Raw genomic sequence first — 21,661 nt, forward strand, 5'->3', positions numbered from 1 at the left:
CCTCCATCCGCGCTAGACCCGCTATCCGGCGGATGTGTGGCAATGATACGAAGTACGGGCTAAGCTGTCGATTGATTTTTGAAGCCGCGACTCGCGCATTGATTGCTGAACTGCCTGCATCCGCATCACGGATGAGCGCCGTCAGTTCCGCAAACGAGTCGGCGTCGAATCCTCGCTCCCGCGCCGGCCAGTCGGTCACGTCCGTCAAGCTCGTGCAAATTCCGGACGGTGAACCGGTGTCCACTTCACCTGGAGTAGCTTTAGACGAGGACGGGAGTTTCGATATCGGAGCCTGGGCGTTCGGATGTCTTTGTCGATGCGGATGATGACGGGTTTGAGAACCGGACGGCGGGAACCGGCGACGGGGTTCTGTTTTACGATCCGGACGGCCTGAACGCGTTCCTGCCGCCGGTCGCGCGCTTCGGCGTGCTTTCCGCAAGACAGAATATCACACGGAAAACGCGCATCTATTGTTGACCTTCGGTCGAGCTCGGTTGAGAGTAAGGCCAGAATGAAATGCTGCGTCGGGGGGGGGCGTGAGTTGGTTGTCGGGGTGCCGTTGCGGCATGCGCCGGTCCGGCGGGCGCGGATGTGCAGTCAGGGGAGCGGCAGGCTGCGGGACGGTTTGTGTTTTCGTTGCTCGGGCCGGGAACGGATATTGCGCCGGTGATCGATCTGGCGCGCGCGGCGATGACCTTGCCGGCATGCTGTGGCGCTGTGTCAGCGAATACCACATCGGCAGCGACATCCTTCTTTCGACCATCCACAATCTCAACGTCCCAAAATCCCTGCGCGCCACGCTTGCCGGCAGCCGGGTGACGCTTGGCCTGATGAAACGAGCCGAGGCCTGGTCGCGGGCCAAGGGCGCGCGGGAATTGCTGTTTCATGTGACGTCCGGCGTGGAGACGGCGCGGACGGAGAGGCTGATGCGGAAAATAGGGTATGAGGTGATGAGCGGGAATTATGTTATTTCTTGTAGTGTTATAACCTACAAATTGAGTAATGGTGTCGATAAATGATCAATAATAAGAATTTATTTTTTTGTTTGCAAAAATCTATTTTTGTGAATATTAAAGAAATTACTATATTTTTTATTTTTTATATTAATGAGGCTCATTTTGATAAAAATGGATCCTCTCGATCAGTATTATTTTGGAGTTAATTTGTTTATGTTTTTTTACGTATTTTACTTAATATTTATAATTATTAAAGATTTTTTACATGAATTTAGGTCAAATTAATTGCACTTATAAACGTAAATAGGGTTGAGGTGGGATATGGATCCGAGGGCGACACGCAGTACATCAAGAAATTCGGGCGACCCGAAATATGATTTTGGCAAGTATGACAATGCGATTGAGAAAAGTCTTCCGGCTGCATTCTCCATCGGCGGAGCCATTTTTGAGCAGTCAAGTCATCCAGGAATAGCTATTGGTGGCAAAGCTCTTGGCCTGTTGGGTGGTGCAGGTATTGACGCCATTATCAGAGGGAATGATGCAGGTGGCTTTACCACTGCCGATGGCGCAGCAGTTGGTCTCAGTACGGCGGGTGGATACGTAGTTGGAAGTTTGGCCGCCGCAGTCGGTATGGCGCAAGTTTACGGCGGTTCAGCAGGCGCGGCAAACCGCAAATGACCGCTTGGTTGAGGGTCCTGCGAACGAAGAGCGGCTGGCACTAGAAGCTGAGTTGGCTGAGAAATTGCGCGCTTAGTATATTGCAGAGCAATAAAACAAATATGCAACCACCTATACTACAGGCAGAGCAGCCAGGAGTCAGGTCACCATTAAAAATGGCGTGACGACAATGTGGGACGACTATGTGGGACGACTATGTGGGACGACAATGGAAACCAGATGGCTTATGTCGGAAGCGATCCTGAGAGGGATGTAAGCCGCAATGGTGGAAAAAATGAACCTGGGAATACATTGTTTCCGATTTTGCTTGATCTGGACGGAGATGGGATTTCGATAACCGAACTCGGTCAGTCTGTGTTTTTCGTGGACGCCAATAATGACGGTTTGAAGAATAGACTGGCCTGGGCCGGAGCAGGCGATGGCGTATTGTTTTATGATCCCGACGATCTGAACACCATCATCGAGACGCGGCAATTCGTGTTCACGGAATGGGATCCGACAGCAAGCGATGATTTGGCCGCACTCAAGTCGGTGTTCGACGAGAACGGGGATGGTGTCCTCGACGCTGGCGATGCTGCCTTCGCCCATTTCAAAGTCATGGTGACCAACCAGGACGGCTCGTCTGACGTGAAGACGCTGGCCGAGCTCGGGATCGAAGCAATAAATCTTGCCGCCGATACAAACCGCACTTTCTTCGAAGACGGATCGGCCATTCTCGGGCAGGTCGAATTCGCAAAAAGCGATGGAACGACCGGGATTGCTGGCAATGTTGTTCTTGCCGGCGACGCGCGAAGCTACCGTGTAACAGAGGAGGTCTCGCTTGATGGCAATGGCAACCGTATCGTTGTCGTTCATGGCTACACACAAGATGGCCGCCAGGTCTTTGTAACGACCTCCGTGACGTCATCTGACGGCGCCTATAAGACAATTCATTTCGACGACGACGGTGACGGTTTTGTTGACCGTCTTCAGGTAACGGTTCGTCAGGAGCTTGCTGATGGTAGCCTTGTCGAAACTGTCGAAAATCGGGTTGGATCCAACCTTGGTTCCAGTACTCTTGCGAGCCGAAAGGTCCTCACCAAAAACGCCGGAGGCGATATTTGGAGTGTCGATTATGACAGTACAGGCAGCGGTTGGTTCGACCACAGGGAAATGCATAACCGTCATGCCGATGAACAGGCCCTGTTTGATGCGCGGCGCGACGCGTTGGCGCTGACCCGGCAGCAGCTTGAAAAGCGGAAGATCCACACCGAGGCGGTGATCGAGAGCAAGGAGCAGCAGCTTGTCGCGCTTAACAAACAGTATGATATCCTCGATGAAGAAGTGACCCGCTATGATGGGCTCTTGAAGCGCGGGCTTTCGCAGGCAAGCCCGGTCTCGACGCTGAAGCAGCAGGCCGCCGAGCTTGAAGGTGACATCGCCGGACTTGAAGCCTCGATTGCCGAAGCGCGTGGCTCGCTGGCTGGCTATGAGGTCGAGATGCTGAAAACCGTCGCCGATCGGCGCGAGGCGGCGCAGACGGAATATCGCGAAACCCAGCCGCAGGCGGCGGAACTGGCCGAGCGCCTCGCCGTCGCCGACCGGCAATATGACCGGCTTGCCCTGCGCGCGCCGATGGATGGCGTCATCTACGGGATGAATGTGTTCACCATCGGCGGCGTCATCCAGGCGGGAACGGAGGTTGCGGCGATCGTTCCGGCGGATATGCCGGTGGTTCTGGCCGTACATGTCGATCCGGTGCAGATCGACCGGGTCAGCACCGGGCAGGCGGCGGTGATCAAGTTTCCGAATTTCAACGCCCGCACAACCCCGGAATTCGACGGCCATGTGCGCACCATCTCCGCCGATGCCCTTGCAGGCGAGGACGGCAGCCAACGCTTCTACCGCGTCGAAATCGCCCTCGACAAGCCGTCGCTCGAAGCGGCGAAACAGCACGGCATCATGCCCGGCATGCCGGTCGAAGCCTTCATCCAGACCGCTGCCAGAAGCCCCGCATCATACCTGCTGAAACCGTTCACCGACTATCTCGATCAGGCTTTCAGGGAGGAGTGAAGTGGCTATGTGACCTGAGCGCCGGGCTCGCCTCATCAGCCGAAGTCGACGCGCGCGACATCCCGAAACCGTTCGGCCATGCACCGGCCGAAATGACGCGGCGCTGTAAGCGCAGACGAAATCACTTCCGCGTCAATCTTACCAAAACGGCGGGGCTGTAAATCGCTCAAAAATCCCACGGCGAAATCAAATCGAGGCCCGTCGTTTCAAAATCCTTCAAATTGCGTGTCGCCAAACGGCCACCGTTCACATGAGCGATAGCCGCGACCATGCCGTCCGGCGCCGACATTGCTCGCCCCTGGCGGGACGCATGGCCCATGATTTCACCATAGGCCAAAGCCGCCTCCTCCGTCAGGCCAAATATCCGGTCAGAAAACCGGCGGCGCCAGTCCTGCAGCCCTTGTTCCAAACGGGCGGCGCGCTGGTCTGGCTTTATCTTCTGAATACCGAAGGCTATCTCGGCGATCGTGACGGAGGGCAAGGCCAACTCGGCATCATGTCGGACGAGCCACGCGACAACAGCCTCGGCCGGAGCCCTCCGAAAGGTCTCTGAAACGACATTGGTATCGAGAAAAATCAAAGCTCGATACCCCTGTGAGGCTGACGGCTTTCCTGAATGACCGCCTCGAGATCGATGTCCGTTCCGGCTTGCGCCGCAAGCCGCGCGTAGAACGCCGACGCCGGCTCTCGCCCCGCTTCACGAACCTCATACCACTCGAGAGCACGCTCGACGATATCGGCGATCGAACGGTTTTCTCTACGAGCAAGACGATGCGCCAAGTCTCGCGCTTTCGAACTTCTCACGGAAAGTTGCGGTTCTGCCATAACCTGTCTCCTTATCCTGTCAATATAGTTGCAGAAACTTCTGCCATCAAGATGGCAGATGACAGCAAGTCGACTCAGACAAGCCTGCGAACGGTGCGTTGCGCCGTTCGAAAAACCAATATCGCGGCTCGCAAACCGCGCGACAGTCCCGCCTATATCGTCGATGATGAAGAGGAAGATCGCACGAAGTCTGACGGATTTTCCGCTGCCTCGAGAGAGAATTTATCTGGTCCTCATCGGAGACTGTTGATCAACACGGAAACGTCTGCGCCGCACGGTCAGTTTCTGAGCCGGGTTTGCCGAACCGTCCCGGTCCATGCAAAACGGCCCAGTCGGCCCGAAGCTGCGATTTTGGCCAACTTGAAGAACGGATAAAGAACGTGCAGTCACGTTGAAGCTGACTGCGAACCTTGATCTTCCAAGGCGCGGTAAACGGTCATCCTGGAAATGTTCAGCGCACGAGCAACGGCAGCTTTCGTTGCGCCAGTCGCGACCCGTCTGCGGATTTCCGCGTCATCGACATTCTTTCTCCTGCCCTTGTAGATGCCATGAGCTTTTGCCGCGTCAATGCCCGCTCGTTGTCTGTCCTTGATGAACTTCAGTTCCATGTCGGCGACCATGCCGAGGTTCGTTATGACCATTCTACCCATGCTCCCAGCCGTCGTCACTTCCGCTTCGAGGACGCGCAGTGTTGCGCCTTTTTCGTCAAGCTCATGAACGAGATTGAGAACGTCGCGGGTAGAGCGACCGATCCGATCAAGCCGCAGCACCACCAGTTCGTCGCCTACGTGGAGAAACTGCATGATGGTTTCCAGTTCGGACCGCCCCTTCCTTGATGCGCCCGAGCCGGTTTCCGAGCGGATGACTGTCGACATGCTGGCGCTGGATTTCCATGCCGGTACAATGGCGAAGGACGCCTTTGATCATGGAAGCGACCTCCGAGGACGAGCACCGCTTGAGTTGCGAGTAGACGCAGGTCGCGCGTTTCTCGACATGCCAGTAGATTATGATATCACGCCCGCCGTAACGGGCATGCCGCCTGAAAGAGCTTGAGAAGCTTGTTTTCGAATGCATAGGCCGTGTTCCCCTTCCTGACCGCTTTCTTGCTGGCAAAGCCCGATGACTTCGGCCCGAGCGCCATCCAGAGAATATGCGTTTGTGATCCAGTTGCTTTTTGTCCTCCCCTCGATCGGGACCGCGAAGGTCTTTATCGCAAGGCCATGGGCGAGAAAGTCGTCCAGCCGTTTGCGCTGGTTTGGTCCCAGGGCACCACGCTGTCCATCGAACTTGGTATCCTGCCAGTCCGGCAATCCCTGGCTCCTCAGAAAGTCATCGATCCTGGGCCAGAGGATTTCCTGCCCTTCCGGCTCGATGAATATTTAATGCCCGCTGTCCCCGTATGCCGGCAGGATTTCAAGCTGCCCGTCTCCTTGATTGTCACGCCGGATATCGATCCAGTGACTGGCAATTTTCGCAGGAAAAAAAAGGGATCATTCTCTGTGTAATCACTCATGGATCAGTTAATTCGGACAATCCCGCCATCGCGGGACTAGCGCATCGTTCTTTTCGAAAACCGGAATCGATTTTCGAAAAGAACGATGCGTAGATTCAATAAGTTAGAGCGTCCTTTGTGCGTCCTAAAGGACGCACGGCGCTCTAAAGAGCTAGAGAATGTAGCAATGCTACCCTCTCCGATGCTTCTTCTCTATTTTCCTTTCGAAGCCCACTGCAGCCCCCTTGCGCAAGGCTTAGAAGGGGCTGCACACACCTTGCCGAGCACTCGTGAGCGTCGATGAGCAATCAGACGCGGAAAGCTGACCAGCGTAAATCCGTGTTCCGCCTCTGTTCTTCACTTGGCCAAAATCACGGCTTCGGGCCGACTGGGCCAAACCGTCATACGCCCGCTTAAAAGCGGGCGCTCGGTTCTGTCGTATGGCGCGGAACCGACATGATCGTTCGACGCGCGGGCGCCCGTTCTTTTCAAGGCCTACGCGCCCCAGGTCGTCTCGAGAACCCGGATCCAGTTTTCGTGGGTGACCTTCGCAAGGGCCTCCGCGTCATAGCCGCGGGACTTCAGCCCCTCGATGATCAGGCGAACACCGCGGCAGTCCTTCATCACGGCGGGGATCATGGTTCCGTCGAAATCGGAGCCGAGGGCGATGTGGTCGATGCCGATGCGGTTGGCGACGTAATCGATATGATCGAGCAGGGGTTCGATGCCGATCGACGTGTCCCTACTACCATCCCGGCCCAGGAACAGCGCGCCGAAATTGATGCCGATGAGCCCGCCCGTATCGCCGATGGCGTCGAGCTGGCGATCCGTGGCGTTGCGCGAGTGCGGGCACAGTGCATGCACGTTCGAATGGGAGGCGACCAGCGGCGCATCGGAAATGGCGGCGATCTCCCAGAAACCCTTTTCGTTCATATGCGAAAGATCGACCATGATCTTCAGTTCATTGCAGGCGCGAATGAGCGCCTTGCCGGCATCTGTCAGTCCGGGGCCGATATCCGGACTGGAGGGAAACGCGAAGGGAACGCCGAAGGCGAAGGCATTTTGACGGCTCCAGACCGGCCCTAGCGTGCGCAAGCCGGCCTGATGGAACACGTGAAGCGCATCGAGATCGGTGTCGATCGCTTCCGCGCCCTCGATATGAAAGACGGCCGCGAACGAACCGTCTGCAAAGGCGCGGCGAATATCGGCTGCCGTGCGACAGACGGTCACACCCCCGCCGGACCGGCGCTCGATGTCGAACAGCAGGCGCGCCATGGCCATGGTTTCATTGAGCGCCTCGGGCTGCGCCGGGGTCGGAAAGTTTCCGTCGGCGTCCTTTTGTCGGCTGGGGGAGGGGACATAGAGCGCGCAGAGGCCACCGGCGAAGCCAGCCTCACGCGCCCGCGGCAGGTCGATATGCCCTTCGGTATCCCCGTTCAGAAAGGCCGCGACCGGATCCTCCTTGTTGGAGCGGCGCAGCCGCAAAAGCACATCATTGTGCCCGTCGAATACAGGCGTGTCTGAAAAGGGCGGCATGAACCTTGTCCTGGGAGAACGGTCGAAAGGATCGGAAAAAAGGTTTCCAGTGGAGAACCGGTATTTTATGACGCAGCGCAACGACAGAACAAATGCAAAGCCTGCATAACCCCTGCAAAAAACGGAATTGGTCAGCCCCGCAATGCCCTGATAACAGCAAAGCTGGCTGTTTGCTAAAAAAATAAGCAACCAATGGCTTCCGCGACATCTCACTCGCTTGCACCACATTGAAAGGGAACAATCCAGATGATTTCCAGACGACAACTCCTGATCGGCAGCGCCGTCGTACCCGTCCTGTCCTACCTCGACCTGACCCAGGCCTTTGCCGACACGCCGAAGGACATTCTGGTTGTCGCCCAGCAGCTCGACAACATCACCACGCTCGACCCCCATGCCAATTACGAGGCTCTGGCCGGTGAAATCTGCACCAATCTTTATCAGAACCTCGTCGTTCCGGACCCGGAAGATGCTTCGAACATCCAGCCCGTCATCGCGGAAAGCTGGAGCGTTGACGACAGCGGCAAGGTTTTCACCTTCAAGCTGGCCGACCAGACGTTTTCGACCGGCAATCCCGTCACGGCCGAAGACGTTGCCTATTCGCTGCAGCGCGCCATCAAGATCAATGGCGGCGCGGCCTTCATCATCGGCCAGTTCGGCTTCACGCCGGACAATGTCGACCAGACCATCGTTGCCGTCGACGACAAGACCGTGACCCTGACGACGGCCGAGCCGACCGCGATTTCCTTCCTGCTCTACTGCCTGTCGGCCAGCGTCGGCGCGATCGTCGAAAAGGCGGTCGTCGAAGCGCATGTCGAAGGCGATGACATGGGCAAGGGCTGGCTGAACAAGAACAGTGCCGGTTCCGGCCCGTTTGTCCTGCAGGTCTGGAAGCCGAGCGAAGCGATTTCGCTCACGGTCAACGCGCATGGCCCCTATACGGGCGATATCAAGCGCATTCTGGTGCGCCATGTCGCCGACCCGTCGTCGCAGCTCCTGATGCTGCAGAAGGGCGATGTCGATATTGCCCGCAACCTGACGAGCGAACAGCTGACCCAGGTCGAGGGCGTCGACGGCTTCAACATGATCCGTCAGGAAGTCGCCGCGCTGATGCTGATCTCGCTCAACCAGGACAATGAGTACCTGTCGAAGCCGGAGGTCTGGCAGGCGATCAAATGGGCGCTCGATTACGAAGGCATGCAGAAGAACATCGTTCCGATGACCTATGCCGTTCACCAGAGCTTCGAGCCGTCGGGCATTCCGGGCGCGGTCAGCGAAAATCCGTTCCACCAGGATATCGACAAGGCCAAGGCGCTGATGGAAAAGGCCGGGCTCGCCGACGGTTTCGAGATCACCATGGACCACTATTCCAACCAGCCCTATCCGGATATCGCCCAGGCGGTTCAGGCAAGCCTTGGCCAGATCGGCATCAAGGTCAACCTGCTTGCCGGGGAAAACCGTCAGGTTCTGACCAAGATGCGCGCCCGCCAGCACCAGATGGCGATGTCGTCCTGGGGCACGGACTATTTCGATCCGAACGCGAATGCCGAGGTCTTCTGCATCAACGAAGACAATTCCGACGATGCCAAGGACCGGCCCTTCATCTGGCGCTCGCATTTCCAGAACGCCGATTTCGCCGCCCGGGCCAAGGCCGCCCGCGACGAGAAGGACCCGGCAACGCGACTGGAAATGTATGAATCCCTGCAGAGGGATTACATGCAGAACAGCCCCTTCGCCTTCATGTTCCAGAAAACCGATACGGCCGTTTGCCGCACGGACGTCCACGGTTTCCGCCTGCAGGTCTTCTCCTCGTCGAACACCTACCAGGAGACCACCAAGTCGTGAGAGGTTTTCTGAAGGGCTTTTCCGGCACTCTGGGCAGCGTCCTCGTGACGCTGTTCGGACTGACGGTCGTTACCTTCCTGATCGGCCGGGTCATGCCGGTCGATCCGGTCATTGCCGCCGTTGGCGACAACGCACCGCAATCCGTGGTCGAGCAAACCCGGATCGCCATGGGGCTGGACAAGCCCCTGCCTGTGCAGTTCGCCGACTATCTGTGGCAGCTGCTGCATGGCAATCTCGGCATGTCGATCCTGACCAAGAACCCGGTCACGCATGACATTGCCCACTATTTTCCGGCAACCTTCGAGCTGGCAACCTATGCGCTGATCCTGTCGATGCTCATCGGCGTTCCGCTCGGTGTCTGGGCGGCTGTGCGCCAGGGCTCCGTCACCGATCAGGTGATCCGCATCGTCTGCTTTGCCGGCCACTCGATCCCCGTATTTCTTTTGGCGCTGATCTCGCTGATCGTCTTCTACAAGGCGCTGGGCATCGCGCCGGGCCCGGGTCGCCAGGGCATTATCTATGACGGCATGGTACCGGTGCAAACCGGCCTTCTGACGATCGACAGCCTTCTTGCCGGCGATACCGGCGCCTTCTGGGACGCGGTCGCGCATCTGACGCAGCCGGTCTGCATTCTCGCCTATTTCTCGATGGCCTATGTCGCCCGCATGACCCGCGCTTTCATGATCGATGCGCTGAAGGGCGAATTCGTCATCACCGCCCGCGCCAAGGGGCTGCCGCTGCGCTCGGTGATCTGGTCGCACGCCTTCCCGACCGTTGCCGTGCAGCTCGTCACCGTTCTGGCGCTCACCTATGCCGGCCTTCTGGAAGGCGCGGTCGTCACCGAAACGGTGTTTGCCTGGCCCGGCCTCGGCCAGTATCTGACCACGGCACTTTTGAACGCCGACATGAACCCGGTCGTCGGCGCGACGCTTCTGATCGGCGTCATCTATGTTGGTCTGAACCTTCTGGCCGATCTCCTCTATCGCCTGCTCGATCCACGGGTCCGCTGACATGTTTGCTAAACTTTCAAACTGGTTGCTCGACGAAGCGCCGTCGTCGCGACGACAGGCGAACTGGGCCAATCGCTATCGTATCTGGCTGGCGCTGAAGCATAATCCGCTCGGCATGATGGGCCTCGTGATTGTACTTCTGTTCGTCTTCATGGCCGTGGCAGCGCCGCTTCTGGCGACCCACAATCCGGCCGCCCAAAACCTTGATCTGCGCCTGGCGCCGCCATCGGCCGAATACTGGCTGGGGACGGACGAACTCGGCCGCGATATCTATTCGCGCATCATCTATGGCAGCCGCGTCACGCTGGGCATGGTGGTCTCGGTGGTCATCATCGTCGCGCCGATCGGGCTCGCCATCGGCGCCATCGCCGGCTTTTTCGGCGGGATCGTCGACAAGGCGCTGATGCGGATCACGGATGTCTTCCTCGCCTTTCCGCGGCTTATTCTGGCGCTCGCCTTCGTCGCTGCGCTGACGCCGGGCGTCGAGAGCGCCATTCTCGCCATTGCGCTCACGGCGTGGCCGCCCTATGCGCGGCTTGCCCGCGCCGATACGCTGACCGTGCGCAATTCGGATTTCATCGCCGCCTACCGACTGACTGGCGGCTCGAACTGGCGCATCGTCTTCCGCCACATCGCGCCGCTGTGCATGCCGAACATGATCGTACGCGTGACGCTCGATATGAGCTCCATCATCATCACAGCGGCCAGCCTCGGCTTTCTCGGCATGGGCGCGCAGCCGCCGTCTCCCGAATGGGGCGCGATGATCGCCACGGCCAAGCGCTTCATCTTCGACCAGTGGTGGGTTGCCGCAGCACCGGGTGCTGCCATCTTCATCGTCTCGCTCGCCTTCAACTTCCTCGGCGACGCCCTTCACGACGTTCTTGATCCGAAGGGGGACTGACCCATGCTGGTGAATATCGAAAATCTGAGGATCGGTTTTCCGACCCGTTCGGGCGGCATGTCCGAGGCGGTCAAGGGCGTATCCCTGCACCTTGGACAGGAAAAACTCGGCATTGTCGGGGAATCCGGATCCGGCAAGAGCCTGACGGCGCGCGCGCTTCTGAAGCTTTTGCCGCCGCAGGCGAAGGTTACGGCCGATGCGATCAGTTTCGACGGGATCGACATCCTCAAGGCCTCCGAACGCGGCATGCGGCAGATCCGCGGCAAGCGGGCCGGCTTCATTCTGCAGGACCCGAAATACTCGCTCAATCCGGTGAAGACCATCGGCTCGCAGGTGGCCGAAAGCTGGCGCTTTCACAAGGGCGGAAGCCGGCATGAAGCGCGCGAGGCCGCAATCGATCTGCTCGACAAGGTGCAGATCCGCAATCCGCGCGAGGTTGCCAAATCCTATCCGCACGAGGTTTCCGGTGGTATGGGCCAGCGTGTAATGATCGCGATGATGCTGGCGCCCGATCCGGAACTGCTGATTGCCGACGAGCCGACTTCCGCGCTCGACGCCACCGTTCAGGCCGAGATCATGCGGCTCATCGATGAGCTTGTCTCCGAACGCGGCATGGGTCTGATCATGATCAGTCACGATCTGCCGCTGGTGTCCCACTTCTGCGATCGGGTGGCGGTGATGTATGCCGGCCATATCGTCGAGGAGCTTCAGGCTTCCGAACTCGCCCGCGCCCGTCACCCCTATACGCGCGGGCTTTTGAACTGCATGCCGTCGCTCATCCATCCGCGCGACGAACTGCCCGTCCTCAAGCGCGATCCGGAGTGGCTGAAATCATGATCGATATCGATGTTGAAAATCTGCGCATTGCCTTTTCCGGCCGCGAGGCGGTGAAGGCCGTTTCCTTCCACGTTCCAGCCGGCGGCAGTTTCGGCATTGTCGGCGAATCCGGCTCGGGCAAATCGACCGTTCTGCGGGCGCTCGCCGGTCTCAACCAGCACTGGGAAGGGCGGATTTCCTTCGGCGGAAAGCCTGTCGGGGCAAAGCGCGACCGCGCCTTTTTCCGCCAGGCGCAGATGGTGTTCCAGGACCCCTACGGCTCGCTGCACCCAAGGCAGACGGTCGACCGCATTTTGAGCGAACTGCCGCTTGTGCACGGCATGGACCGGATCGATGACCGGATCGCCCACGCGCTCGACGATGTGGCCTTGCCGCAGTCGGTGCGATTCCGCTTTCCGCACCAGCTTTCCGGCGGCCAGCGGCAGCGCGTGGCCATTGCCCGCGCCCTGATCGCCGAACCGCAGGTGCTTCTGCTCGATGAACCGACCTCGGCGCTCGATGTTTCCGTGCAGGCGGAAATCCTCAATCTTCTCGTGGCGCTCCGGCGCGAGCATAACCTCACCTATATCATGGTCAGCCACGATCTGGCGGTGGTCTCCCATATGTGCGCCGACGTCGGCGTCATGCAGAACGGCGAGATGGTGGAGCAGGTCAGCACAGATAAACTCCGTCTCGGCGAGGTTTCGCATCCGCACACGCGGGAACTGCGCGCCCTCAGCGTCGAACTGGAAGAGCCAGAAGAATTGCCCATTTGAGCGCCGTGCATCCATTCGGATGCACAAAGCACGATGCTGTAAGGGTTGAACGAGTGACGGAATGAACAGAATGGCAGCGTTGAACTGGCGGGCGGCAGAAGAAAAGGCTCAAGGATTTTCCGCAGACTGGGCGCATGAGGCGCCGGGCGGCGCGATCGTCGTCTTCGATGCCTCCGGCACGCGGGTCGTGACATCCGGCGGTGTGGAAAACCTCGCCACGCATACGCCCTTCACCGAGGACAGCGTTGTCCGCTATGCCTCCGTGACCAAGCACGCCTTTGCGGCCATGGTGCTTTCCAGCAGCGATGTGATGGCGCTCGACGACCCGCTGTCGCGTCATCTGCCGGAACTGCAGACGCCGCTTGCCGATGTGACGGTGGGCCAGGCGCTCGACATGACCGGCGGCCTGCCGGATGTGCGCGAATGCCTGACCCTGCTCGGGCTGTCGGTCTTTACCGAAACCAAATCTGGGCCCTTGCTCGACTTCCTGTTCCGCATGACCCGGCTGAATTTCGCCGCCGGCGCGGAGATTTCCTATTCCAACACCGGCTATCGGCTGGTCGAGGCGGCGCTGGAACGCAAGGGCCTGTTCTTTCGCGATTTTATCCGCGCCGAGGGGCAGGCGCTCGCCATCGCGCTCGATGCGCCGGATGTCTGGAACGATCCGGTCGCGGGGCTTGCGCCCGGCTATTGGCATGATGGCAAGGGCTGGCAGCTTTCGGCCGCCGGCCTGCACATTTCCGCCTCCGGCAGTATGACCGGCAGCGCCGCGGCGCTTGCCCGCTGGGTCGGCGCGCTGCTGAAAGGGGAGGGGAGCCTTGCAGGTATTTTTGACCGGCTTGCCCGGTCGCGAACCTTCGCCGACGGGACGGAGAGCGGCTACGGCCTTGGTATCCGGCAGGTGGCGCTCGGCGCGCGCAGGCTTTATGGCCATGGCGGCTCCCATCCCGGCTACAAGAGCCACTTCCTTGTCGACCGCGACAGCGAAACCGGCATCGTCGTCGTGGCCAACCGCGAAGACGTCAACGCCTACAAGATTGCGCTGGAGACCATGGCTGCGCTGACCGGCGAGCCGCTGCCGGTGGCAAGCAGCGCCTTGCCCGACGGTCTTTATGTGACCGAAACCGGGCCATGGTGGATCGAGATCAATGGGTCGACGCTCAACTATCTCGACAACGAAGACACGCTCTATGAACATGACGGCGCGGTCCTTTCGTCACGCTCGCCAACGTCGCCGGCCTTTCTGAAGCGCGATGGTGACGACATTGTCGGCCGTATCGGCCATGCAGAACGCCGTTTCCGCCCGGCAATCACGGAAGCCGTCCCGGCCGACCTTTCCGGTCGCTGGCTGTCGCCGGAAGGCGCGATGCTGGAGGTGGACGGCGACGCGGTGATTATGGGGGTCGGACCCGTCCGTCACCGTATGCCTTTGACATCGCTGGGAAACAGCCGTTTTCTCTTTACGCTGGTCGATGGCCCCTGGACCAAGCGCATCATGCTGCATCGCCTCAGCGATGACCGACTGGAACTGGCGCTGAGCCGCGCCCGGATGATGGAATATCGGCGCCTCGCCTGATCGCTGTCAGCCGCCTTCCATTGCCAAACTGCGTCAGGGGTCATAGAGAAGATCGTCTCCGGCCCCAAAGCGGGCGACCGCCCAGGATACGCATCATGGAAGTGAAATGGCTTGAGGATTTCGTCGCGCTGGCGACGACGCTCAACTTCTCGCGCGCTGCGGAAGAGCGGCATGTCACGCAATCGGCCTTCAGCCGGCGCATCCGGCAGCTGGAAACCTGGCTTGGTGCGACGCTGATCGACCGCGCCACCTATCCCTCCCGACTGACCGAAGCCGGGGACCGTTTCCTGCCCGTGGCAACCGCCATGCTGCAGCAGATCTACGATGTCCGCAAAAGTTTCCAGGCCGAAGAGGTGGCGGCCGCCCGGCAGGTGACCCTGACGGCTCTGCATACGCTGTCCTTTACCTTCCTTCCGGCCTGGCTCAGCGCGCTGAACCGGAGGATCGGGCCGCTGACCTCTCAGGTGGTGCCGGATTCGGGCTCGCTTGAGGAAAATGTCATCTCGCTGGTCGATGGCCGTTCCGATTTCCTGCTGACCTATCAGCACCCGGTCGTGCCGATGCTGCTCGACCCGCAGGAGTTCGAATACCGCCAGCTCGGCAGCGAGACCATTCTGCCCGTCAGCGCTCCCGGCAGGGATGGAATGCCGCTGCACGCCATCGAGGACGGGTTCCACTCGGTGGCCTATCAGAAGGTCTCGTTCTTCGGCCAACTGGTATCGGGGGCACTCGCCGACCGGCTGCCGGAGGAAAACCGTGTCCATGTCGGTAGCATGTCGGTCGGCCTGAAAGCCATGGCGGCCGCGGGCTGGGGTGTCGTCTGGGTGCCCGAAAGCCTGGTCAGAGACGAGATCGCCGCCGGAACACTGGTGGAAACCGGCGGCGGCGATTGGCGCATCGACGTGGCGATCCGGCTTTACCGCGCCCGCCAGAATCGCCGTCCCATCATCGACAGGATCTGGGACGACCTCGAGCGGCCGGATGCCTGAAGACGCCCGCTCTCAGCTCAGTCAGATCGCGGTCTTGCGGGCGTGCTCGATATAAAGCGCGCGCAGCCGCCGATAGATCGGTCCGGGCGTACCCGCGCCGATCGCCTTGCCGTCGATTGCGACAATCGGGGCAATGAAATTGGAAGCGCTGGTCAGGCAAATCTCTTCCGCGTCCATCGCCTCGGCCAGCGTGAACGGACGTTCCTCGATCGTCAGCTCCGCCTCCTGCGCCAGGGCGAGAACCGCCAGACGCGTGCAGCCGGGCAGCGTCACCTCGCTGTTGGCGCGGGTGATGATTTTCCCATCGCGGGTGATCAGATAGGCAGTCGACGAGGCGCCTTCGGTGACATAGTCGCCGTCCAGCATCCAGGCTTCGCCGCAGCCTTCGTCCTTGGCCGCGCGCTTGGCGATGACCTGCGGCAGCAGGCAAATGCTCTTGATGTCGCGGCGAGCCCAGCGCTGATCGGGAACCGTCTTCACTCGGATGCCCTTTTCCGCGCTTGCGGCATGCTCGATGGTTTTTTGCTGGGTAAACAGCAGAAGTGTGGGCGGCAGATCCTCGGAATAGAGAAAATCGCGATCCTCGGCGCCACGCGTATACTGAAGGTAAACGACCCCCTCGGTCAGCGCATTCTCGGCGATCAGCCGCTTTTCGATCGCCACGATCGCATCGGTCGAGACCGGCAGCCGGCCGCCGATCTCACGGACGCTGCGCTCGAGGCGGGCCATATGCAAATCGCTGTCGACAAGCTTGCCGTCAAGAACGGCGGTAACCTCGTAAATCCCGTCGCCAAACAGGAAACCGCGGTCGAAAATCGAGATATGGGCTTCGTTTTCAGGCAGAAAGGCGCCATTGAGATAGACAATACGGGTCCGTTCACCGGACATGGGAGTTCCTTTCGGTAGAGGTTGAAGGGGGGTCAGCTGTCGGCGGAAAGCCTGAGGGCATCGTAGAAGGAGGGGCGGGCCTTGGCGGTGTCATAGCCTTCCATCGGGACGGCCATCGCAAGCGCGTTGATGATGGCTTCCTCGCTCGCCTCGATGGCCGCTTCGAAAAGCGGTGACATCTTTTCGTTGGGAAGCTCCGGCGTCTCGCAAACTTCGCTGCGCCGCGCGGGCGTGCGCCGCAGCGCCGGATGCGTGGAAAAGGCCAGGGCATAGTCGCCGGACCCGTTGGAAAGGGCCGCCCCCGTTCGGGCGAGGCCGCCGAAGCAGCGTTCGGCCAAGCGCGTCAGATTGCGCGATTGCAGCGGCGCATCGGTGGCAAGCACCATGACGATGGAGCCATCCTTGTCGGCAACCGCGCTGTTATCGTGGGCCCGGCCGTCGATCCGCAGGCTGCCGCCGAAATTGGCCTGGACCAGAACGCCAAGCGTGTAGGTTTCGCCGGCGACCGCAAGCCGCCGCGACGCGGTTCCGATGCCGCCTTTAAGCCCAAAGGCCACCGTTCCTGTTCCGGCGCCCACGGCGCCTTCCTCCACAGCCCCGGCGCGGGCGATCTTGATGGCGCAGACCATCTCGCTGACGCTCGGCCGCAAGGCGCGAATGTCGTTCAGCCGGGAATCATTGGTCTCGCCGACCACCGCATTGAGGGAGGTGACCCGTTCGTTGCCCGGCTGCTCCAGCGTCCAGCCGTTGATGGCTTCGATCGCCCGGCCGACGGCGAGCGTGTTGGTCAAAAGGATCGGCGTCTCGATTTCGCCGAGCTCGGCGACCTGCGTGCTGCCGGCAAACTTGCCGTAGCCGTTGAGCACCTTGAGGCCGGCCGGAACCTTGTTCTGGAACAGATTGTCGCCATGCGGCAGGATCGCCGTGGCGCCGGTCCGGGTGCGCTCGCCCTCGATCAGCGTCGCATGGCCGACCAGCACGCCATCGACATCGGTGATGGCATTGAGCGGCCCTGGCTCGTGCCGCCCGAATGCGATTCCGAGCGCGCGCGGTCGGATACGGTCCGGTTTTTGCATCGTTTTCCCTCGTCCTTGCGCTTTTGCCGGGGACATTATCGGGCCGCGCGCGCCGAGGATAACGCAATGTTCGAATAGTTTCAGACCGCCTGTGCAAGACCGCTTTCGAAAGCCCGTTCAAACGGTGCGCAGCGCGACAAGCCGGACCGGGAGCGCTGAATCCAAGTGGAAGCTTACTTGGCGGCAAAGCAAAGAGGCATCAAGCCGCACCGTCCTGGTGCCAGCGGAAGCGGCTCGCGACGGGGAAGGTGCGCGAAAACCGCTCGACGGGCATCGGCCGGCCGATCAGGAAGCCCTGCGCGCAGATGTCGGGATAGATGTTTGCAAGAATGGTTGCCTGCGCTTTCGTCTCGACACCTTCGCAGATCAACGTCACCTTGAGCGCCGCGGCGAGCTCGCACACCTTGGAGACGATCACGGCGCCAACCGATGGCTGATCGAGGGCCTGGGTAAACATCCGGTCGATCTTGATCCCGGATATCGGCATGCGCGCGATATAGGAGAGGCTCGAGTAGCCCGTTCCGAAATCATCAATCAGGAATTGATAGCCGTTCCTGCTGAACTCCTCCATAGCCCTTGTCAGACGCTCCGGGCTGGCCGTCGACCGTTCGGTCAATTCCAGCGCGACCTGTCCGGGGGAAACCCCGCGCGCCTTGGTCTCGTTGTCGAGGAAACCCAGAAAATCCCGGTTCAAAATGTCGTCGGAAGAGACGTTGATACTGAGGTAGAAATCGCGATCGGCTGAAAGACGCGGGCCCATATCCGAAAATGCGCGCTTGACCACGCGCCGGGTGATCTGTTCGACGACACCGCTGGCTTCGGCGGCCGGAATGAACTGGTCCGGCGGGATCAGCGTGCCATCGAAATCGACCAGCCGCACAAGCGCTTCTGCCCCGCAAAGCGTGCTGTCGGACAACCGGATGATCGGCTGATAATGGACCGTGAGCCGATTGTTATCGAGCGCACGCTGCAACTTCTGTCGCCAGGATCGACTTTCACCGTAGAGCCGCGCATGCCAGAGCCCGATGCAGCCGCCGGCGGTCATGCCGCCAGCCAGGACGAGCAAGAAATCGAGCGGCGCCGTTTCCAACGGCGTGGGCGCGGCATAGGTGGCAACCACACAGACATCGATATTGTCGTCGCAATGCGAAAAGACCCTTCGTCGTGCAAAGTGATACCATCGGCTCGATTGACCAAGGATGCCGGAAAGGCCATAGGTTTCACCGAAAGCCTGATAGACATAGCTGCCATCGCTCGTCAGCACGAGGGCGGCCAGCCGCTCGGCGGGGTCGCGATAGCGTGCGAAGGCCGATGCTTCGGTCATCACGACACTGTCTCCGAAAGAGGCCATGTCGGCTGCGAGATCACCCCGAACCACGCCGCTGGCTCCTCTCCAGAGGGTGGCGGCGTTGACGCCGATGACCCTTGAAATCGGCGGCATCGCCACCGGCGTTGCGAATGTCCCCCAGACGCCCGTGCAGGCCAGCTCCCCCTCCCGCAAACGCCCGACATCAGCCAGCAACGGCACGACAAAAACAATACGACGCATCGCCTCCAGGTCTTCCGGAGAACACGAGACATGGGGCGACTGGTCGAGCGCATGCAGGACCGCCACGCTGGTTTCGGCAACGGAAACAGCGTTCTTGAAGACGTCCGAGCCGTAATAATCGACGTATTCGTCAGCGCTATTGTTGCTGATGCATTCGGCAACGACCCATGCGCATATCCCGCCCAGAAACATCCAGATGAAAGGGATAAACCGGATCTTTCGTCTACCGGCCTCCATAGCGCCCCCTTATCCCAAAAAGCGCAGCCTATCTTTGTGGAACGAAAATTGTCCGGACAATCAAACGTCCAATCGAACCGAGGCGACAAATACAACGTTCAATGTAAGCGCCAGCGCATCATGCTAGCAAAAATCGCGTGTTTAGTACGGTCTTCTTGAGGAAATTCTTTCGGACGTGCTTTACGACTGGGCCGGGCTTTATAACGGGTGCCGTCCAGCTTCGCTATTCTGGTCAGCGGGACAAGCGCCTGCAGAATAACATTGGATCTGGAGGCTGTTTACAAAGCGGGACCACCGGATTGTCTCGGGCCGGTGAGAAAAGCACGGCGAATGCGTTGTGGCGTCCGTCGCAACGCATGGCGGCAGCCTTCTCCGACGGAGCGGACGCACCCTCAATGTTCAAGCAAACCCTTGGCCGCGAACGTGGTACGCGTGGCCGCGTTCAGATCATATTGCCAGAGATCGCCGGGGGGGACCCATGCAAAATCCTCGAATTCCTCGTTGACGGCAACGTTGCGGTTGGCGGCTCTGCAATCGAAAATGAGATAGATCATATAAATCTGCTCGGTCGTGCCATCGGGATAGGTCTTCGTCCTGATATCGTCGCGGAAGGTCCAGGGCTGCACCGTCTCGATCTTGAGGTCGGGTCCCAATTCCTCCGCGATCTCCCGAAGCAGCCCCTCTTCGATGCGCTCGCCCTGCTCAAGACCGCCACCGGAGAGAGCCCATTGCCCCGGGAACACCCCTCGGTCACTTGGCATTTTGCAGAGGAGATAGGCGCCCTGATTCTCGATCAAGGGACAAACAATAATTCTCTGACGCATGATTCTGCCGATCGATTTGTTTCCTCGATAATCTATCCCTCTTGTGGGTGCAATGCGACGACCGCCTTCGATAAAGCCAGGTGCGTTCAGCCGGGGACAGGAGCGTCGACCGCCGGTTCAGCGATGATGACGGCATGCCCCTTGCTGACCGACTGCACATGGTTCGTCGGGCCGCAACTAGGAATCCTGCAGGCGCGACGCGGCATGAAGCTCGACCCGATTGCGGCCCGCATCCTTGGCTCGATAGAGCGCCTCGTCGGCGTGCAGGATCATAACGTCGATGCCGGCGTCGGAATGGGGCGTGAAAACCGCCCCGATGCTGATCGTGATGCTGATAGAACGCCCGTTCTTGCGGATAACGGTGTTCTCGCAGGCACGGCGAAGCCTCTCGGCATAGTCTGCAAGCGCCGTCTGCGGCAGACCGGGTGCGAGAATCGCAAATTCCTCGCCGCCGATGCGCGCCAGTATGTCACCTTGCCGGATTCTGCCCTTCAGGACGGCGGCGGTGCGGCGAATGACCTCGTCCCCCACCTGATGGCCATGGCTGTCGTTGATCGATTTGAAGTTGTCGATATCGATGATCAGCAGCGACAGCGCCTCGGCGTTGGTCTTCGCATCCTCCAGGAGAACCGATGCCTCTTCGAAAAACGCGCGGCGGTTCATCAGGTCGCACAGCGAATCTTGCGAGGCCAGCCGCTTGAACTCTTCCAGCAATGCATTGCGCGACGTCATGACCGCAGCGAGAATATTCGGACAGACCGCAATGAATGCGATGCCCAGATGAAGGGAGAGCTGCAGGCTCTCCTGCGCGAAGTCCTCTGGTTTCGGCAGGAACACGCCGGTTGCGATGCCGAGCTGCGAGACAATGCCGTAGGCAAATGTCAGGCAGGCAACCGTGAAAGGCCTGTACAAGACGGCGCACCACAGCAGTGCGGGCAGCGGAACAGCGACGGCTCCCGGACCGCCGATCACGAATGCGGCGGCGCTCATGGCAATGAGAAAGCCGACCGGCGCGACCTTTACCTGCCGGTGCGGGGTGCTTTTGTCATCTGCGGGGGTGTTCAACCACACAGACGGCTTGAAGTTTGCGGGAAGCGTCAAAAGAGCGGGCAGGATCGTCAGATAATTCACGACATCGGTGACAAACCAGCGCGACCAGCCCGCGAAAAAGGGAAGTGAAAAGAAGGAAATCACGGCCAGCCCGCCGAACAGGCCGCCTGCGGCGCTGGCAACAAGAGTGACCAGAAACAGTTTCAAGACCGAGGTCAGGCCGAGAAGCTTGCGGTCGCCTTCGCTCAGACGGTTCAGCAGAAGATAGCCGGACCCGACGCTGAGGATATTGCCGCAAGCAAAGGTGGCCGTGACGATCAGGTCTGTTTTGACGAAGATGTCGGCGGCGAGATATCCCATCGCGGCGCCAAGGACGGAATAGATTGCGACGGTGCGCGGAAACCGCAGCCATATGCCGAGAAGAAGCGCGTTGGGCGCCCAGAAAATCGCAAACCCGCCAAAAGAGCGCGAATTGATACTGATCCATGCTGCCAAAAGCACAAGGATGAAGAAGGAGAGCACGAGAAATGTTGCGCGTAGATATCCGCGATCGTTCACGTCATGCTTCCAGTGCTCCCTGGGCTTTCA

The 21,661-nt window shown here is 59.8% G+C and carries 21 protein-coding genes and 2 pseudogenes; 12 read left to right on the plus strand and 11 right to left on the minus strand.

Features of this window, described 5'->3' with window-relative positions; genetic code table 11:
- Nucleotides 1-704 precede the first annotated feature (704 nt).
- Together FF124_RS19120 and FF124_RS19125 are read left to right on the plus strand one after the other, a co-directional pair.
- Nucleotides 705-1,019 carry a hypothetical protein gene (locus FF124_RS19120; RefSeq protein WP_138750078.1) on the plus strand — a complete coding sequence of 105 codons (315 nt, stop codon included), beginning with the start codon at nt 705-707 and terminating at the stop codon, nt 1,017-1,019.
- Between the two features lie 258 nt (nt 1,020-1,277).
- Entirely contained in the window at nt 1,278-1,634 is a 357-nt protein-coding gene (locus FF124_RS19125) for a hypothetical protein (protein ID WP_138750079.1), read from the plus strand.
- 180 nt (nt 1,635-1,814) lie between these two features.
- Here the strand turns inward: FF124_RS19125 and FF124_RS19130 are convergent, their stop codons facing one another.
- Nucleotides 1,815-2,489 (minus strand): hypothetical protein, encoded by a 675-nt coding sequence (locus FF124_RS19130; protein WP_138750080.1) that lies wholly within the window; start codon nt 2,487-2,489, stop codon nt 1,815-1,817.
- Between the two features lie 297 nt (nt 2,490-2,786).
- Here FF124_RS19130 and FF124_RS19135 point away from each other — a divergent pair, with 297 nt between their 5' ends.
- Both FF124_RS19135 and FF124_RS20875 read left to right on the plus strand, forming a co-directional pair.
- On the plus strand, nt 2,787-3,686 hold the full coding sequence (locus tag FF124_RS19135; protein WP_138750081.1) for an HlyD family type I secretion periplasmic adaptor subunit: 900 nt from the start codon (nt 2,787-2,789) through the stop codon (nt 3,684-3,686).
- Nucleotides 3,687-3,700: 14 nt separating this feature from the next.
- A pseudogene (locus FF124_RS20875) lies at nt 3,701-3,847 on the plus strand (integrase); the annotation flags it as partial.
- 5 nt (nt 3,848-3,852) lie between these two features.
- Here FF124_RS20875 and FF124_RS19145 read toward each other — a convergent pair.
- From FF124_RS19145 to FF124_RS19160, 4 genes and pseudogenes are all read right to left on the minus strand, one after another.
- Nucleotides 3,853-4,266: a type II toxin-antitoxin system VapC family toxin gene (locus FF124_RS19145; RefSeq protein WP_138750082.1), complete on the minus strand. Its 414-nt coding sequence runs from the start codon at nt 4,264-4,266 to the stop codon at nt 3,853-3,855.
- Nucleotides 4,263-4,511, minus strand: a complete 249-nt coding sequence (locus tag FF124_RS19150) for a type II toxin-antitoxin system VapB family antitoxin (protein ID WP_138750083.1) — start codon at nt 4,509-4,511, stop codon at nt 4,263-4,265. Before FF124_RS19150 ends, FF124_RS19145 begins: the two co-directional genes overlap by 4 nt.
- Before the next feature lie 386 nt (nt 4,512-4,897).
- Nucleotides 4,898-5,314, minus strand: a complete 417-nt coding sequence (locus tag FF124_RS19155; RefSeq protein WP_246072562.1) for a recombinase family protein — start codon at nt 5,312-5,314, stop codon at nt 4,898-4,900.
- Between the two features lie 58 nt (nt 5,315-5,372).
- A pseudogene (locus tag FF124_RS19160) lies at nt 5,373-5,546 on the minus strand (Tn3 family transposase); the annotation flags it as partial.
- Between the two features lie 44 nt (nt 5,547-5,590).
- Here FF124_RS19160 and FF124_RS19165 point away from each other — a divergent pair.
- Nucleotides 5,591-6,016: a hypothetical protein gene (locus FF124_RS19165; RefSeq protein ID WP_138750085.1), complete on the plus strand. Its 426-nt coding sequence runs from the start codon at nt 5,591-5,593 to the stop codon at nt 6,014-6,016.
- 482 nt (nt 6,017-6,498) lie between these two features.
- On the opposite strand, the gene FF124_RS19170 is transcribed toward FF124_RS19165, so the two are convergent.
- Complete coding sequence (locus FF124_RS19170; RefSeq protein WP_138750086.1) at nt 6,499-7,539, minus strand: dipeptidase; 1,041 nt, start codon at nt 7,537-7,539, stop codon at nt 6,499-6,501.
- A gap of 246 nt (nt 7,540-7,785) precedes the next feature.
- Here FF124_RS19170 and FF124_RS19175 point away from each other — a divergent pair, with 246 nt between their 5' ends.
- The 7 genes from FF124_RS19175 (at nt 7,786) to FF124_RS19205 (ending at nt 15,449) form a co-directional block, all read left to right on the plus strand.
- A complete protein-coding gene (locus tag FF124_RS19175) occupies nt 7,786-9,381 on the plus strand; it encodes an ABC transporter substrate-binding protein (protein ID WP_138750087.1) in 1,596 nt (531 codons plus the stop codon).
- Nucleotides 9,378-10,391 (plus strand): ABC transporter permease, encoded by a 1,014-nt coding sequence (locus FF124_RS19180; protein WP_246072563.1) that lies wholly within the window; start codon nt 9,378-9,380, stop codon nt 10,389-10,391. The genes FF124_RS19175 and FF124_RS19180 overlap by 4 nt, the downstream gene beginning before the upstream one ends.
- 1 nt (nt 10,392) lies before the next feature.
- On the plus strand, nt 10,393-11,292 hold the full coding sequence (locus FF124_RS19185; protein WP_138750088.1) for an ABC transporter permease: 900 nt from the start codon (nt 10,393-10,395) through the stop codon (nt 11,290-11,292).
- A gap of 3 nt (nt 11,293-11,295) precedes the next feature.
- On the plus strand, nt 11,296-12,129 hold the full coding sequence (locus FF124_RS19190) for an ABC transporter ATP-binding protein (RefSeq protein ID WP_138750089.1): 834 nt from the start codon (nt 11,296-11,298) through the stop codon (nt 12,127-12,129).
- The gene (locus FF124_RS19195) at nt 12,126-12,884 is read left to right on the plus strand and encodes an ABC transporter ATP-binding protein (RefSeq protein WP_138750090.1); all 759 of its coding nucleotides are present in this window, start codon (nt 12,126-12,128) and stop codon (nt 12,882-12,884) included. Before FF124_RS19190 ends, FF124_RS19195 begins: the two co-directional genes overlap by 4 nt.
- A gap of 61 nt (nt 12,885-12,945) precedes the next feature.
- Entirely contained in the window at nt 12,946-14,460 is a 1,515-nt protein-coding gene (locus FF124_RS19200; RefSeq protein WP_246072565.1) for a serine hydrolase domain-containing protein, read from the plus strand.
- Between the two features lie 95 nt (nt 14,461-14,555).
- Nucleotides 14,556-15,449, plus strand: a complete 894-nt coding sequence (locus tag FF124_RS19205) for a LysR family transcriptional regulator (RefSeq protein ID WP_138750091.1) — start codon at nt 14,556-14,558, stop codon at nt 15,447-15,449.
- Between the two features lie 21 nt (nt 15,450-15,470).
- Here FF124_RS19205 and FF124_RS19210 read toward each other — a convergent pair whose 3' ends face one another.
- From FF124_RS19210 to FF124_RS19230, 5 genes are all read right to left on the minus strand, one after another.
- Entirely contained in the window at nt 15,471-16,337 is an 867-nt protein-coding gene (locus FF124_RS19210) for a D-amino-acid transaminase (RefSeq protein ID WP_138750092.1), read from the minus strand.
- Nucleotides 16,338-16,369: 32 nt separating this feature from the next.
- Complete coding sequence (locus tag FF124_RS19215) at nt 16,370-17,413, minus strand: P1 family peptidase (protein WP_138750093.1); 1,044 nt, start codon at nt 17,411-17,413, stop codon at nt 16,370-16,372.
- Nucleotides 17,414-17,612: 199 nt separating this feature from the next.
- The gene (locus tag FF124_RS19220; protein WP_138750094.1) at nt 17,613-19,199 is read right to left on the minus strand and encodes an EAL domain-containing protein; all 1,587 of its coding nucleotides are present in this window, start codon (nt 19,197-19,199) and stop codon (nt 17,613-17,615) included.
- Nucleotides 19,200-19,591: 392 nt separating this feature from the next.
- On the minus strand, nt 19,592-20,023 hold the full coding sequence (nudI, locus tag FF124_RS19225) for a nucleoside triphosphatase NudI (protein WP_138750095.1): 432 nt from the start codon (nt 20,021-20,023) through the stop codon (nt 19,592-19,594).
- Between the two features lie 177 nt (nt 20,024-20,200).
- Complete coding sequence (locus FF124_RS19230) at nt 20,201-21,631, minus strand: GGDEF domain-containing protein (protein ID WP_138750096.1); 1,431 nt, start codon at nt 21,629-21,631, stop codon at nt 20,201-20,203.
- Nucleotides 21,632-21,661: the final 30 nt, after the last annotated feature.

Origin of the sequence: Martelella lutilitoris (assembly GCF_005924265.1) — a bacterium.
Taxonomy (GTDB): domain Bacteria; phylum Pseudomonadota; class Alphaproteobacteria; order Rhizobiales; family Rhizobiaceae; genus Martelella; species Martelella lutilitoris.